Source organism: Acinetobacter sp. 742879 (assembly GCF_000588535.1).
Lineage (GTDB): Bacteria > Pseudomonadota > Gammaproteobacteria > Pseudomonadales > Moraxellaceae > Acinetobacter > Acinetobacter pittii.
In genome coordinates, this window is the sequence record NZ_JFYC01000009.1 from 61,588 (window position 1) to 76,485 (window position 14,898).

Consider the following 14,898-nt stretch of genomic DNA (forward strand, 5'->3'; position numbering starts at 1 on the left):
CTAGCACTTGCAGCCAATATTTTCGATCGGCAATTGATCTTGCAATAATAATTCCAACGTTTGTTTTTTAATTCCGTACATTTCTTTCAATGCTTGGATTTGAGCCATAATCTTGGTGTCAGGCTGTGAAACGTTTTTGCGTTTTGTTGCCAAAATCATTTTATTTTTGCTGGTATGTTCAAGCGATACAAACTCAAAAACTTTGGTTTCATAACCATATGCTTTTAAAAGTAACGCACGTAAAGTATCAGTCAGCATTTCAGCTTGCTGCCCTGCATGAATACCAAACTGTAGCATTGGCTGTAAAACTTCTGGGCTTTGTAATTGTGGGCGCAACTCTTTGTGACAACATGGCGCGCACATAATCATCGAAGCGTTTAAACGAATTCCTGTATGAATAGCAAAGTCAGTCGCAATATCACATGCGTGTAAGGCAATCATTACATCCAGCTTTTCCGGTTGATAACTACGAACGTCACCTTCAAAAAAGTCTAAGTGGTTAAAATGCACTTTGTCTGCAACGTTCTGGCAAAATTCCACCAAATTACGGCGCAGCTCTACACCAGTAATCAATTGTGTTTTCTGCTGTTGTTGCAGATAATCATACAATGCAAAAGTTAAATAACCTTTACCTGATCCAAAATCGACAATGCGTAACTCTTGTTGAGATGCATCAATCTGTTCGTAGGCACTTGCAAAAATTTCGATAAATTTATTAATCTGTTTCCATTTACGAGCCATGCTTGGAATAACTTGGGCTTTCTCATCAGTAATACCCAGCTCTTTTAAAAATGCATTGCCTTGCTGTACATAGCGCTGCTTTTCACGGTCATGCGCCTGAACCGTTTGTGTCGTATTTACGGCCTGCTTTTTACCCATATTTAATATGGCTTTTTTCTTATTTTTTTTAAGTTGAATTTCTTGAGTAGTCGAAAATAAGTTTGCTTGCTTACACTGCGTGATTAATTGCTCAATCTGCTGCAAGCCTTCTTGAAATGAATAGTTTTTAGTCACATCTTGAGTCGTGTGATGGTATAGAGCTGAAAGCTGTTTTTGTCCATGTAGCTCTACAACGCGGAAAGTGATTTTTTCCAGCTGCGCCAGCTCTCCCTTATATTGGCTCAAGATCAAACGTTCAAAAGCTTGTTGGTCAAGCATTTGCTTGATTTCATGAAAGAATTGCTGTTCTTGCTCAAAGGAGAAAACTGACACGGATATACCTGAAAAATGAAGACTCATATAAAATAGAAGTTTAAAGGGTCTAGGATTAAAAATAAAATAACTTTACGACTGTTTTGTATTTCTATACATTTGTATTTTTAATCAAAAAAATTAAAGTTATGAGTAAATCTGTGTTGGAAACTTACGATCCAAAAGAAGAACTATTTAATGCCTATAGTCATGGTGCTGGTGTTGTTATGGCAGTTGTAGCTTCTATCTTTTTAATTATAAAGGGATCTTATCTTTCAACTGCTCAGTGGGTGGGCTTATGGGTATACTCATTTAGTCTCATTCTAGTTTTTACCAGTTCTACACTTTATCATTTTGCTCAAACACAAAATCTACGCTACTGGTATAAAAAACTCGACCACACTGCTATTTATTATTTAATTGCGGGAACATATACCCCGTTCTTAAGCATTGCGATTCCTACACAAAAAGCTCATATTTTACTTATTGCTCTCTGGAGCATTGCTGCAATTGGTACACTTTTCAAGTTAGTTTTTATTCATCGTTTTCAGAAAATTTCGCTACTTGCTTATGTTCTTATGGGTTGGCTTGCTGTATTTGTTATGGATGATATGCGCACCTATCTAAGTAAAGACGCGTTGATTTTGTTAATTATTGGCGGATTAGCTTATACGGTTGGAGCATTGTTTTACGCGTTAAAAAAGGTAAGATATACCCATGCGATCTGGCATATTTTTGTACTTTTAGGTGCAGGGGCACATTTTCTTGCAATCTATTGGTACGTAGTTTAGTCCATTTTTCACTCATATTCAGTGATCCTGAAAGAGTCATGGATGATGTTCTTTCACGCTATTCTTTGAGAAAAATACGTCTTTAAAAAGAGTAGTCATTAAAAATAAATTTTAACGGATATAAGGACTTATATGGAGTCAACCTCTGCGACTGCTGCTCCTGTAGTAGCCACTAATTCAAAAACACGAGTTTTGTTTGCAAGCTTAGTCGGTACGACTATTGAGTTCTTCGACTTTTATATCTATGCAACAGCTGCCGTGATTATCTTTCCTCACCTATTTTTCCCTGCTAGTAGTGGCAGTGCCGCAGTTTTACAATCTCTGGCAACCTTTGCAATTGCCTTTATTGCTCGTCCTATCGGTGCCGCATTATTTGGCCATCTAGGAGATCGTATTGGTCGTAAAGCCACATTAGTTGCAGCTTTATTGACCATGGGTATTTCAACTGTCTGTATTGGTTTACTTCCAACCTATGCCCAAATCGGGATTGTCGCACCATTACTATTAGCTGTTTGTCGTTTAGGACAAGGCTTAGGTTTAGGCGGTGAATGGAGCGGCGCAGTATTATTAGCGACTGAAAATGCCCCAGAAGGAAAAAGAGCATGGTACGGCATGTTTCCGCAGCTAGGTGCTCCAATCGGCTTTATTCTGGCAACAGGTTCATTCTTATTATTGAGTGCAGTTATTCCTGAGCAAGCATTCATGCAATGGGGTTGGCGTATTCCATTCATTGCCAGTGCTGTATTGGTTATTGTTGGCTTATATATCCGTTTAAAACTTCATGAAACTCCAGCTTTCCAGAAAGTCTTAGATAAGCAAAAAGAAGTTAATATTCCATTTAAAGAAGTTTTAACCAAACATACAGGTAAGCTTATTCTTGGTACAGTTGCAGCAATCTGTACCTTTGTTGTGTTCTATCTTACTACCGTATTTGCCTTAAACTGGGGAACCACTAAACTGGGTTATGCACGTGGAGAGTTTTTAGAACTTCAATTGTTTGCCACACTTTGCTTTGCCGCATTTATTCCTTTATCTGCTATTTTTGCAGAAAAATTTGGTCGAAAAACAACTTCTATTGGCGTCTGTATCGCTGCTGCGATTTTCGGCTTGTTTTTCTCTAGCATGTTAGAGTCCGGAAATACCTTAATCGTCTTTCTTTTCTTATGTACTGGCTTGGCAATTATGGGCTTAACCTATGGTCCAATTGGTACAGTTCTTTCTGAACTTTTCCCAACTTCAGTTCGTTATACAGGCTCAGCATTAACCTTTAACCTGGCTGGTATTTTTGGTGCATCTTTTGCCCCACTCATTGCTACCAAGCTTGCTGAAACTTATGGTTTATATGCGGTTGGTTATTATCTTACTGCTGCATCACTTTTATCACTTATCGCATTCTTACTCATTCGTGAAACAAAAAATGATGATGTAAATAATCAGATTTAAAGTTTTAAAGACACCCCCATAAAAAAGCCAGTTCAATTTGAACTGGCTTTTTTATACGTATATGAATTAATTCATTGATGCAGGATTTGCTGGAGCAACACTATTTGTTGCAGCTGGCGCTGTTACATTGCTTGCTGCAACTGCTGCTGGTCCTGCTACAGCTGCTTCACCGATTAAAGCAACTTTTGCTTTTTCTTGGCTTTTTGCAGAAAGAGCTGGGTTACTTGCCACAATACGATTAATGTTTGCTGAGTTTGCTGGAGCAATCGCTGTAGTTTGTAAAATAATTGGGCGATTACCTGTGTTACCCAACGTATAGCGAATACCTGTACGTGGACTAATCACTGTAGTATTTTCTTGCTTCACTACAGCTTGAGCCGAAGTTGGGCCTTTTGCTGCAAGTACTTTGTCAACCGTTGTCGTTTGAGGGGCTGAAGCTGCTTCTGCTGCAAAAACAAAACTTGGTACAGCAAGAACAGTTAAAAATAAAGGTTGTAATACTTTTTTCATTGTCTTTCCAACATACACTCTGGATGAGAAGTAAATAGCATTTAATGCTTAAAACTGCAAACATTATTCACAGGCTTACTACAAACATAAAAAAAGCAGAACAATTGTTCTGCTTTTTTTATGGAGGCAGATTAGATCTTACCGTGACATTGCTTATATTTTAGTCCTGAACCACATGGGCATGGGGCATTACGGCTTTCTGGAACAGGGAAAGCTTGCTGATCGGCAGACTCGCTCATGGTTTCTTGAGAAAGTGTAACTTCACCAGTTAAACCATCTACATCATCATGTTCAAAAGAAAGCTTCATCGATTCAGCTTGCTGCTGCTGTTGAGCTTCCATTTCTGCAAGTTCTTCTGGTGTTGGGATATGTACGCGAGACAAATCAGTCACAACATCAGTTTTAATAATACCCAACATGTTTACAAACAGGTTGAAAGCTTCTTTCTTATATTCCTGCTCAGGGTTCTTTTGCGCATAGCCACGTAAGTGAATACCTTGACGCAAATAATCCATTGCAGCCAAGTGATCTTTCCAATGGCGATCAAGAGAGTTTAAAACGAAATGGCGCTCAAGCATTGCTGCAGATTCATCACCCATTTGAGCACGGCGCTGACGATAACGCTCAATCACTTCATCACTAATACGCTCAACCAAACCTTCTTCATCTAAACGACGATCTTGGTCTAACCATTCTTGAATTGGCAGCTCAATACCTAAATCAATACGTAAAGCATTTTCTAAACCTTCCACATCCCACTGGTCATGAATTGACTCTGGTGGAATAAAGTTGGCAATCATGCCTTGCATCACTTCACGATGCATTTCTTCAACGTATTCTTTTAAGGTATTTTCAGCTAATACTTCATCACGTTGTGAGTAAATGATCTTACGCTGTTCATTATTCACATCATCGTATTTCAATAAGTTCTTACGAATATCGAAGTTACGCGCTTCAACTTTACGCTGAGCATTCTCAATCGAACGGCTCACCATTTTATGTTCAATCGCTTCGTCTTCTTTTAAACCCATCGCGCGCATCATACCAACGACACGGTCGCCTGCGAAAATACGCATAAGGTCATCTTCAAGAGATAAATAGAAACGAGAAACACCAGGGTCACCCTGACGACCGGCACGACCACGTAACTGGTTGTCAATACGACGTGATTCATGGCGTTCAGAACCAATGATATGCAAACCACCGGCTTGCAATACATCTTCGTGGTCTTGTTCCCATTGAGCTTTTAGACGTGCTTCATCTTCTGCAGTTGGGTTTTCAAGTTTGGCAAGCTTAGCTTTCCAGTTACCACCCAAGATAATATCTGTACCACGACCAGCCATGTTAGTTGCAATCGTTACTGCATTCGGGCTACCCGCTTGAGCAATAATGTCAGCTTCACGCTCATGCTGCTTTGCATTCAACACTTCATGATGAATACCAGCTTGCATTAACTTAGAAGATAAAATTTCGCTAGCTTCAATGGTTGCTGTACCAATAAGAATTGGAGCAACACCCTGCCCACGAATATTCATAATTTCTTGAATAATCGCGTTATATTTGCCGTTACGGTTTAAATAAATTAAATCGTTTTGGTCGTTACGAATCATTGGACGGTGAGTTGGAATAATCACAACATCAAGACCGTAAATTTCTTTCATTTCCGCAGCTTCAGTATCAGCAGTACCTGTCATACCTGAAAGCTTTTTATAGAGACGGAAATAGTTCTGGAATGTTGTTGTCGCTAAAGTTTGGTTTTCAGGCTGAATTTCCAAGCCTTCTTTTGCTTCAACAGCTTGATGCAAACCTTCTGACCAACGACGGCCCGGCATCGTACGACCCGTATGTTCATCGACAATAACCACTTCACCATCATGAATAATATAGTGAACATCACGTTGGAATAGGAAATGCGCACGAATGGCAGCAGATACATGGTGAACAAGGTTTAGATTTGTTGCTGAATATAAGCTTTCGCCTTCAGCCAACAAGCCCATTTGAATAAGTTCTTGTTCAACAGTTTCATAACCAATTTCAGTCATTTCAACTGAACGTTGCTTTTCATCAATCCAGAAATGACCACCATCTGCTACTTTTTCTTCTTTTTGCGGATGTAATTTAGGTGGAATTGTATTGATTGCACTGTAGAGGTGTGAAGAGTCTTCACTTTGACCAGAAATAATTAATGGTGTACGAGCCTCGTCAATTAAGATGGAGTCAACTTCATCGATAATGGCATAGTGCAAACCACGTTGTTTCTTTTCTGCTAAAGAAAACACCATGTTGTCACGTAAGTAGTCAAAACCGAATTCGTTATTGGTACCGTAAGTAATATCTGCAAGATAAGCTTCCGCTTTTTCTGACGGACCTTGCATTGAATAAATCGTACCAATTGATAGACCCAAAAACTCAAATAATGGGCGGTTCAACTCGGCATCACGCTGTGCCAAATAATCGTTCACAGTAATGACATGTACACCTTGGCCACTCAAAGCGTTTAAATAACACGCCAGAGTACCCATAAGGGTTTTACCTTCACCAGTACGCATCTCGGCAATCTTACCTTCATGTAAAGTAATACCACCGATTAACTGAACGTCATAGTGACGCATACCCATCACACGCTTAGCAGCTTCACGACAAACTGCAAACGCTTCTGGAAGTAATTTATCTAAACTTTCGCCATTATTATAACGTTGTTTGAATTCTGGAGTTTTTGCAGATAAGTCTGCATCGCTTAAAGCTGATATCGTCGGCTCGAGCGCATTGATTTGCTCAACAATTTTGCGCATGCGTTTGAGTTCACGCTCATTTTTTGTACCGAAGATACCTCCGATCAGACTTGCCAACATGGATAAACTCTCTAAATCTTGCTTGGTCAAATGAATAAACTTTTTCTCAGTCGTTTATTATGGTGCCAGAAATTTGAAGTACAAGGGGTTTGCACAAAACCCCTAAAAAAAATCTGATAGTTAGACGAATGGTTTTTCATTCATCTAATCTCCCCTTAATGTGCCGAGCACCAAAAACACACCATTAACGCTCATCGATTAAGCATAACTTCCGAGAAATCTAATTTAGCAAATTTACCTTAAAGTTACATTGATTAAGCACTTAAAATAATGAGTTTTAGTCATATATATTTACACTTATATAAAAAGTTCATAATAAAATACAAAAACAATAATTTTAATCATAAAGTAAATGCTGCATATTCATTCAATCGAATAACAAATTATGCGCAATTGAGGAAAGATCATGACACTACGATTAGGAGATACTGCTCCCGATTTTCAACAAGAATCGAGTGAAGGCACAATTAATTTTTATGATTTTTTAGGGGATAGTTGGGGAATCTTATTTTCACATCCAGCCGACTATACTCCCGTATGTACAACTGAATTAGGTTATACAGCAAAATTAAAAGATGAATTTACGAAGCGGAATGTTAAAGCGATTGCTTTGTCAGTAGATGATGTAGAATCACACAAAGGCTGGATCAATGATATTAATGAAACACAAAATACAACTGTAAACTTTCCAATCATTGCAGATAAAGATCGTAAAGTATCTGAGCTCTATGGCTTCATTCACCCTAATGCCAGTGAAACTCTAACAGTGCGCTCATTAGTGATTATTGATCCTAACAAAAAAGTTCGCTTAATCATTACCTACCCTGCTTCGACGGGCCGAAATTTTAACGAAGTCTTACGTGTTGTGGATTCATTACAATTAACAGACAAGCATAAAGTCGCTACACCTGCGAACTGGCAGCAAGGTGAAGATGTCGTTATTGTGCCATCACTTAAAGATGAAGAAGAAATTAAACAACGTTTCCCTAAAGGTTATACGGCTGTTAAACCTTATTTACGCCTCACGCCACAGCCTGAAAGCAATAAAACCGACTAAAGGTTTTATTGCTTTCAAGACAAACGCAGTGCGTAGGCAAATATCTGAAAAATTCCCTACAAGACAAGCAAAGCGCGTAGGCACACTTAGATTAAATATCACACCCGAAAAAGTCATCCGTAGTGATGGCTTTTTTATTTATGTATTGAATACTCATGGTTTTTATTGTTCAGATCAGTTATAACTCGAAACGATTCGGTAAAAAAATAAAAATCATGATCTATAAAATTCATCATTTAAAGTGTGGCAGCATGTGCCCAGTTTGTGCACCCTTATTTGGACAAAAAGGCTTCCGAGCTGAAGTAATCTGTCATTGTCTTTTAGTTGAAACTGATCGAGGCTTAGTGCTTATCGATACTGGCTTTGGCCTGCAAGACTACTTACATATGAAGCAGCGCCTAGGCTCATTAGTTAAACGCTTAGGCAATATTGAGCATAATCTTGAATTTAGTGCGATCCAACAAATCCAAAAGCTCGGGTTTAGCCCCAAAGATGTACAGCATATTTTTGTCACTCATCTTGATTTCGACCATGCTGGTGGTATCTCAGATTTTCCTCATGCCACAGTTCATGTTTTAGCAGCAGAATACAACGCTGCCCAACTTCCAAATTTTAAAGGCAAACTTCGCTATAGAACCAATCAATATAAAGATCATCGGTATTGGAACTTCGTTGAATATCAAAAAGGTGAAGCATGGTTCAACCTCGAAAAAGTCAAAGGTTTTCCGCTGTTTCAAGATGAAATTTTAATGATACCGCTGTTAGGACATACAGCTGGACATTGCGGGATTGCCATAAAGCAACAAAATCAATGGTTATTATTTTGTGGAGATGCCTACTACTCACACCTAGAGTTAAACCCTAAAAATAAATTAAGATCACTTGATCTGGTGGAAAAAACATTTGCAGAAGATAATGAAAAGCGTCTTTTTAATCTCAAGCGTTTACAGCATTTAGCTCAACATGAACCCACGATTGAAATAATTTGTGCTCACGACCCTGATGAGCTTAAACGGTATCAAACATGAAGAAATTATCGCTCCTTACACTTGTCATCTGTATAAGTTTACAAGGATGTATGCAGCACGAAAGTATCGCCCATGAGCATCGACCACAAGATTGGGGAAGCTTAGTTTCTCAGACTCATAACTTTTATCAAATTAGTAATGATGTTTATCGCAGTGAACAACCTGATACAGCAATGATTTCTGAATTAAAGAATCATCAAATTGGAACGATCATTAATTTAAGAGCCAAAGACGCAGATAGTTTAGTTTTTAAAAATGAAAATTTTAATCTTGTACATATTCCTATCAACACTTGGGCAATTGACCGACAAGACCTCCTAGAAGTCATGCAACAAATCAAAATTGCCAAGCAGAATGACCAGCGCGTTTTATTACACTGCTACCATGGTTCAGACCGTACCGGTGCCAGCGTTGCCATGTATCGCATTATTTTTGAAAATTGGGCAATTGATGATGCGGTTAAGGAAATGAAACAAGGTGGTTATGGTTATCATATTATTTGGAAGAACATTGACCGTTTATTTACACCTGAAAATGTAAAATGGATTCAACAGCAACTGTCGAATCCATCTTAGTAACATCGTGAGTGGAATTTTTAATTTGGTTAACGTTGGTCTAACGGCACCCAGTCAATCACCCACGCTGATTTCATGTTTAAACTTGAATCAGAAGTAATTTTCTTACGAGCAGCATCTGCTGTATCACGGTCTTTTGCAGGTCCAACCATAATACGAATACCCTTACTGGTTGGGCTTGTAGTGACCTTATAGCCTTTAGCTCGTAATTTAGAAACAACTGCATCTGCATTTGCTTGGTTAGCAGCCAAAGCGACTTGAACCATCCACTTTTTATCGCCATTTTCAAGCAGTTCACGTGCTTTTTCAGCTTCAGCTTTTTTCTCAGCTTCAGCTTTTCGTTTAGCATCAGAGGCTTTTTTATCAGCTTCTGCTTGTCGTTTGGCTTCAGCAGCTTTCTTGTCTGCTTCTGCTTGGCGTTTTGCTTCTGCAGCCTTTTTATCTGTTTCTGCCTGTCGTTTAGCTTCAGCTGCTTTCTTTTCTGCTTCTGCTTGGCGTTTTGCTTCAGTTGCTTTTTTGTCTGCTTCTGCTTGACGCTTAGCATCAGCCGCTTTCTTGTCTGCTTCTGCTTGGCGTTTTGCTTCTGCAGCTTTTTTGTCTGCATCTATTTTTGAAGTATCAGTTGTTTTATTCACCGTATTGGTTTGCTGGTTTTTAGCTTTCGCTTCACCTACTAACTCCGGTGGAATATTATCTGAACTTTCTTGAGCCGCTGTACGGCGCGCATTAATCGCAGCGTACTCTGCTGCAGCTTTACGAGCAGCGTCAGCTTCAGCTTGCTGCTGCATTGCTAAGAACTCAGCTGCACGTGCTTCTTGTTCAGCAACGGCCTTTTCACGAGCACGACGCTGTTCTTCTAGCAAACGTTTTTCAGTCTCAACATCAACCGCAAGCGGTTGTAGTTGTACCATTTGCCCTTCAGTTGTCTGTTTTGGTTTAGTTTGAGTTTTTGGCGATGTGGATGCGGATGGTTGAGCTTCAACCTGTTTTATTTCCTCATTTCCTTTTAGAAGTAATGCTGCCAATAAAACACCACCTCCTAGTAAAACAACGCCACCCATCCAGCGTTGTTTGTTATTCATTGACATTCTTCCAAATACTCCCAAATCGCTTCTAAAGTATGAAACGAACCACAGGCCAAAATCAGCTGATTGTTATTTGTTTGCTCAAGCGCTGATTTAAAAGCCTCTTTGATATTGCCATATTGTTGTACTGTCTGGCCTTGCAAGGCATCATTGAGTTGCTGAATCGGTGCAGCACGCGGCACATTCAATTCAGCAATTTTCCAATGTAAAACAGTAGGTTTCAATAAATCGACTACTGATTTTATATCTTTATCTGCCAGCATTGAAAATACTGCGACAACTTCTGTGTACTGTTTATTGTATTCTAAGAAATTTCGCAATTGCTTTAACAAAAATTCAACACCATGTGGATTGTGCCCAGCATCAAAAATGACCGTCTTCCCATCCACTTGACGCTGTTCAAAACGCCCTGCTAAGCGAGCAGATTGAATACCTTTTTCTAATGCTGACTGAGAAATTTCAAGTCCGCTATTTAAAATGGCCGCAACCGCTCCTGCAATATTTTCAATCGCTAATGTACCTAAAGGAAGTTTTAAAGTGGTTCCTTCCGAAGCAAAGTACCAGTTTTGTCCATCTTCTGCGAGCTTATAAAAATAATCACGATTAACGGTATATAAGTCTGCTTGTGAACTTTGTGCTTTATCTTGAATTGCTTGCGGCAATGGTTGCTCACCCGCGAAGATAACCGGAATATATGGACGAATAATGCCTGCTTTTTCAAAAGCAATTTTTTCGATGGTATCGCCTAACCAGTCTGTGTGATCTAGGCCAATATTAGTAATTACTGCAATGTCGGGGTCAATCACATTGACGACATCTAAGCGCCCGCCCAGACCAACTTCAAGCACCCATACATCACATTGTTGTTGTTTAAAAATAACAAAAGCAGCCAAAGTGGTTGCTTCAAAAAAAGATAAGCTTAAATCACAATCGCGACGAGCCTGATCGACTTGAACAAAAGCATCAATCAGACTTTGATCATCGACTTCAACTCCACCTAACTTAACTCGCTCATTAAAGCGATAGATATGCGGTGACTGATATAACCCAACTTTATAACCTTGTGCGTTTAATATCGCAGCCAGTGTGGTTGTGGTTGAGCCTTTACCATTCGTTCCGGCTACTGTAAAAACTTTAGCATGAGGCTGAGTTACACCCAGCTTTTCTGCAACAGGAATTACACGTTCCAGACCAAGATCTATCCCTGTAACGTGAACATGGCTCCAATAATTGAGCCATGTATCTAAAGAGTCTATTGAAAGTGGAGCTTGTTGGTTCAAGGTAAGTTCATCAATTTCGATACAAGTCGAGATACAGTATCACGTAAAGCATGACGATGAACAATCTGATCGATTACACCATGATCAAGCAAATATTCAGCACGTTGGAACGGTTCTTCAAGAGTTTCACGTACAGTCTGCTCAATTACACGCTTACCAGCAAAGCCAATCATCGCTTTAGGTTCAGCAATATGAATATCACCCAACATTGCTAAAGAAGCTGTTACACCACCATACACAGGATGTGTTAACACAACGATATATGGTAAGCCAGCATCTTTTAATTTTTGAATCGCAGCAGAAGTACGCGCCATTTGCATAAGCGATAACATACCTTCTTGCATACGCGCGCCGCCAGAAGCTGCGAAACAGATTAATGGCTGACGTTTTTCAATTGCAAGCTCGGCAGCCTTTACAAAACGGTCACCTACAACTGTACCCATTGAGCCGCCCATAAAGTCGAACTCAAAAGCACATGCAATCATATCTACGCCATTTAAGTTACCTTGCATGGCAATTAACGCTTCCGTTTCACCAGTTTTGCTTTGCGCTTCACGCATACGATCTGGATACGGTTTAGAGTCAACAAACTTTAATGGATCTTTAGCAGTAAATTCTTGACCCAATTCAGTTACAACATTATCGAAGAACCAGTTCAAGCGGTCACGAGCTTTCATTCGTAAGTGTTCGTCACATTGCGGACAAACATATGCATTGAAAGAAATTGCTGTACGTGTCACTAGTGCATGACATTCAGGACATTCAATCGTTGGCTCAGTAAATGTTGCTTTGAGAATTTGTTGCTCATCTGCGACTTCAATACCTGGAACCGGACGTTTTGTCCATGGTGTCGAAGGGCTAAGAACTTTCCCTGGTTTCACTTCTTGATTCATACTAACTCATCGAGCGCTGCTCGAAGCTCCTTGACTTTACTCACCGTCTGTTCAACAGCGTCATCCGCTGCCAACGTTGCAAAATTTTTAACGAAAGCACTACCTACAATCACGGCATCAGCAACATTACCCATTGCTTTTGCTGAAGCGGCATCACTAATACCAAAACCAACACCCACTGGAATATTCGTGGCATTTTTGATTTTTTGAATACGCGCAGCAGCTTCTGCCGTATCAAGTGTTGCTGCTCCAGTTACACCCTTAAGTGAAACGTAGTAGATAAAACCACTTGCCTGATTTGTCACATGTTGAATGCGTTGATCTGTAGAAGTTGGCGCAAGTAAGAAAATTTGGTCCATATCATGTTGTTTCAACACAGCACCAAACTCTTTTGACTCTTCTGGTGGTAAATCCACAAGTAGTAAACCATCTACACCACATTGTTTCGCATGAGAAACAAACTTCTCGTAACCAATCACTTCAACCGGATTCAGATAACCCATTAAAACCACAGGTGTTTCCTGATCCTGCTCACGGAACTCTTTTACCATGTTGAGTGCATCCAACGTATTAGTCCCTGCTGCAAGCGCACGTTCAGCTGCAAGCGCAATTACCGGACCATCAGCCATTGGATCTGAAAATGGTAAACCAAGCTCAATGACATCTACTCCTGCCGCAACCATTTTATGCAGTAACGGAACCGTTACTTGTGGCTGTGGATCACCCGCCATAACATAAGATACAAGCGCTTTACGTTGTTGGGACTTAAGCTTTTCAAAACGGGTGGCAAGACGTGACATAGGGTTGTGCTTTCCTTGAATTATTTAAAATTGAGGAGTTGTTTGTAGAAATACAAGAACATCGCATTTTAACGCTATTTTTTGTCCATTGAACAGGTCTAACGTTATGGCGATATTCGATTGTATGATTCATACAACCCATGGTGTACATTTATCAATATTTTGAAACTTTTCTCAATGATCAAAGCTTCCTATTTTCGAGCCATTATTAGATTGTCACTTGGTTAAAAAACAATCACACAAAACTTATTTCTCAATATTTTTATTGGCGAGTTGTAATTCCCTTTTCCGCATGAGTAAAGTTTGTCCTGTCAAATTTTTATGAGCCCGTGCAAGTGCCGACTGATCCGAATATCCCAACTGTTCAGCAATTGCGGTGAGGCTTTCATTTTGGTGAAGTAATATTTCACAGCGTTTCATGCGTTCAGCATCTAAAATTAATTTAAATGAAGTATTTAATGACTGTAATTGACGCTGCAAGCTTCGTACTGAAATATTCAACTCGATGGCAATATCCTCTATTTTCGGAGCTTGTTGCTTATGTTTGAAATATTCATGGACGATCCAATGTATTTGCTGGGCTAAATCTGTATGTATTTTCCGCTGAGCCAATGCCTCTTCTGCTTGTTTCACTAAAAGTTGCATTAAGCTGGGGTCTGCATGTCGAGGGCGAACATTCAATCCCTCACTTGCAAAAGTTAATGCATAGTAAGGTTGCTCAAATGATAATTTACATTGAAAGAAACGCTGATAGTGAACTAATGGACCACGTGAACGGTGCACGAACTCAACATGTTGCAAGAGAAAATCATGAAAAGGAGCAATTTGTTTAGCAAGCTGCACCATAGCAGCTAAAGTCAGCTCACAAAGTATGATATTACTGGCATCAACTAACGGCCAATACAAACGAATGTTAGAAGCATCTTGTTCAACTTGCATAGGCACGACTTGCTCACCGTCAATCACGAGACGATGGAATTTCATGACATATTCAAGAACCTCTGCAAAGCTCCCACTTCGAGAAGCCATATATCCCAGTACACCAAAATTGGCAGGTGTAATACAAGTTGCCATTTCTAGGGCTAAATTAGAAACTTGTAGACGAGACTCTGTCAGCTCTAAAAGTTCAAGAAAAAAGTTTAAAGAAGATTGAGCATCAATAGATGAAGCTAAGATATTTTGAACTTGACGGGCCTGAACATCTGTAAGGTTTAATGCCTGCCAATCGACTCCTTTTTCTTTTAGATAAGTATTCCACAGATAAAAGTAGCCATTTGAAATCGTAAAATCCTGCATGGCTCATCCTTTTTTTAATGCCATCTTGTCGCAAACTGTATAAAAATTGGCAATAACTGTCAAAACAAAGCCGACTATTAGCGACATACTAATGAAC

Annotated in this window: 13 protein-coding genes; 5 read left to right on the top strand and 8 right to left on the bottom strand. The window is 39.5% G+C overall.

What is annotated here, in order from left to right:
* Entirely contained in the window at window positions 1-1,212 is a 1,212-nt protein-coding gene (locus tag J690_RS16320) for a class I SAM-dependent methyltransferase (RefSeq protein WP_032036958.1), read from the bottom strand.
* Window positions 1,213-1,340: 128 nt separating this feature from the next.
* Between J690_RS16320 and trhA the strand changes: the two genes are divergently transcribed.
* Entirely contained in the window at window positions 1,341-1,982 is a 642-nt protein-coding gene (gene trhA / locus J690_RS16325; RefSeq protein WP_031944657.1) for a PAQR family membrane homeostasis protein TrhA, read from the top strand.
* Window positions 1,983-2,114: 132 nt separating this feature from the next.
* Complete coding sequence (locus J690_RS16330) at window positions 2,115-3,425, top strand: MFS transporter (RefSeq protein ID WP_016143091.1); 1,311 nt, start codon at window positions 2,115-2,117, stop codon at window positions 3,423-3,425.
* Window positions 3,426-3,491: 66 nt separating this feature from the next.
* Here J690_RS16330 and J690_RS16335 read toward each other — a convergent pair whose 3' ends face one another.
* Both J690_RS16335 and secA read right to left on the bottom strand, forming a co-directional pair.
* Complete coding sequence (locus tag J690_RS16335; RefSeq protein ID WP_002116535.1) at window positions 3,492-3,935, bottom strand: hypothetical protein; 444 nt, start codon at window positions 3,933-3,935, stop codon at window positions 3,492-3,494.
* A 131-nt stretch (window positions 3,936-4,066) separates the two neighbouring features.
* Window positions 4,067-6,787, bottom strand: coding sequence for a preprotein translocase subunit SecA (secA, locus tag J690_RS16340; protein ID WP_032036959.1), 2,721 nt, complete (start codon window positions 6,785-6,787; stop codon window positions 4,067-4,069).
* 406 nt (window positions 6,788-7,193) lie between these two features.
* Here secA and J690_RS16345 point away from each other — a divergent pair, with 406 nt between their 5' ends.
* The 3 genes from J690_RS16345 (at window position 7,194) to J690_RS16355 (ending at window position 9,447) form a co-directional block, all read left to right on the top strand.
* Window positions 7,194-7,844 (top strand): peroxiredoxin, encoded by a 651-nt coding sequence (locus tag J690_RS16345; protein WP_005050084.1) that lies wholly within the window; start codon window positions 7,194-7,196, stop codon window positions 7,842-7,844.
* Between the two features lie 215 nt (window positions 7,845-8,059).
* The gene (locus J690_RS16350) at window positions 8,060-8,872 is read left to right on the top strand and encodes an MBL fold metallo-hydrolase (RefSeq protein WP_212771363.1); all 813 of its coding nucleotides are present in this window, start codon (window positions 8,060-8,062) and stop codon (window positions 8,870-8,872) included.
* A complete protein-coding gene (locus tag J690_RS16355) occupies window positions 8,869-9,447 on the top strand; it encodes a dual specificity protein phosphatase family protein (RefSeq protein WP_032005523.1) in 579 nt (192 codons plus the stop codon). Before J690_RS16350 ends, J690_RS16355 begins: the two co-directional genes overlap by 4 nt.
* Window positions 9,448-9,476: 29 nt before the next feature.
* On the opposite strand, the gene J690_RS16360 is transcribed toward J690_RS16355, so the two are convergent.
* From J690_RS16360 to J690_RS16380, 5 genes are all read right to left on the bottom strand, one after another.
* A complete protein-coding gene (locus J690_RS16360; protein ID WP_032036963.1) occupies window positions 9,477-10,535 on the bottom strand; it encodes an SPOR domain-containing protein in 1,059 nt (352 codons plus the stop codon).
* Window positions 10,526-11,812 (bottom strand): bifunctional tetrahydrofolate synthase/dihydrofolate synthase, encoded by a 1,287-nt coding sequence (folC, locus tag J690_RS16365; RefSeq protein ID WP_032036964.1) that lies wholly within the window; start codon window positions 11,810-11,812, stop codon window positions 10,526-10,528. Before folC ends, J690_RS16360 begins: the two co-directional genes overlap by 10 nt.
* Window positions 11,809-12,705, bottom strand: coding sequence for an acetyl-CoA carboxylase, carboxyltransferase subunit beta (gene accD / locus J690_RS16370; RefSeq protein ID WP_002116475.1), 897 nt, complete (start codon window positions 12,703-12,705; stop codon window positions 11,809-11,811). Before accD ends, folC begins: the two co-directional genes overlap by 4 nt.
* Window positions 12,702-13,505, bottom strand: a complete 804-nt coding sequence (trpA, locus tag J690_RS16375) for a tryptophan synthase subunit alpha (RefSeq protein WP_002116163.1) — start codon at window positions 13,503-13,505, stop codon at window positions 12,702-12,704. Before trpA ends, accD begins: the two co-directional genes overlap by 4 nt.
* Window positions 13,506-13,751: 246 nt before the next feature.
* On the bottom strand, window positions 13,752-14,801 hold the full coding sequence (locus J690_RS16380; RefSeq protein ID WP_032036966.1) for an AraC family transcriptional regulator: 1,050 nt from the start codon (window positions 14,799-14,801) through the stop codon (window positions 13,752-13,754).
* Between the last annotated feature and the right edge of the window lie 97 nt (window positions 14,802-14,898).

Bases quoted from the DNA above. Each gene is read 5' to 3' on its own strand.
- trhA (WP_031944657.1), top strand. From the start codon at position 1,341: ATGAGTAAATCTGTGTTGGAAACTTACGATCCAAAAGAAGAACTATTT.
- J690_RS16330 (WP_016143091.1), top strand. From the start codon at position 2,115: ATGGAGTCAACCTCTGCGACTGCTGCTCCTGTAGTAGCCACTAATTCA.
- J690_RS16335 (WP_002116535.1), bottom strand. From the start codon at position 3,935: ATGAAAAAAGTATTACAACCTTTATTTTTAACTGTTCTTGCTGTACCA.
- secA (WP_032036959.1), bottom strand. From the start codon at position 6,787: ATGTTGGCAAGTCTGATCGGAGGTATCTTCGGTACAAAAAATGAGCGT.
- J690_RS16345 (WP_005050084.1), top strand. From the start codon at position 7,194: ATGACACTACGATTAGGAGATACTGCTCCCGATTTTCAACAAGAATCG.
- J690_RS16350 (WP_212771363.1), top strand. From the start codon at position 8,060: ATGATCTATAAAATTCATCATTTAAAGTGTGGCAGCATGTGCCCAGTT.
- J690_RS16355 (WP_032005523.1), top strand. From the start codon at position 8,869: ATGAAGAAATTATCGCTCCTTACACTTGTCATCTGTATAAGTTTACAA.
- J690_RS16360 (WP_032036963.1), bottom strand. From the start codon at position 10,535: ATGTCAATGAATAACAAACAACGCTGGATGGGTGGCGTTGTTTTACTA.
- accD (WP_002116475.1), bottom strand. From the start codon at position 12,705: ATGAATCAAGAAGTGAAACCAGGGAAAGTTCTTAGCCCTTCGACACCA.
- trpA (WP_002116163.1), bottom strand. From the start codon at position 13,505: ATGTCACGTCTTGCCACCCGTTTTGAAAAGCTTAAGTCCCAACAACGT.
- J690_RS16380 (WP_032036966.1), bottom strand. From the start codon at position 14,801: ATGCAGGATTTTACGATTTCAAATGGCTACTTTTATCTGTGGAATACT.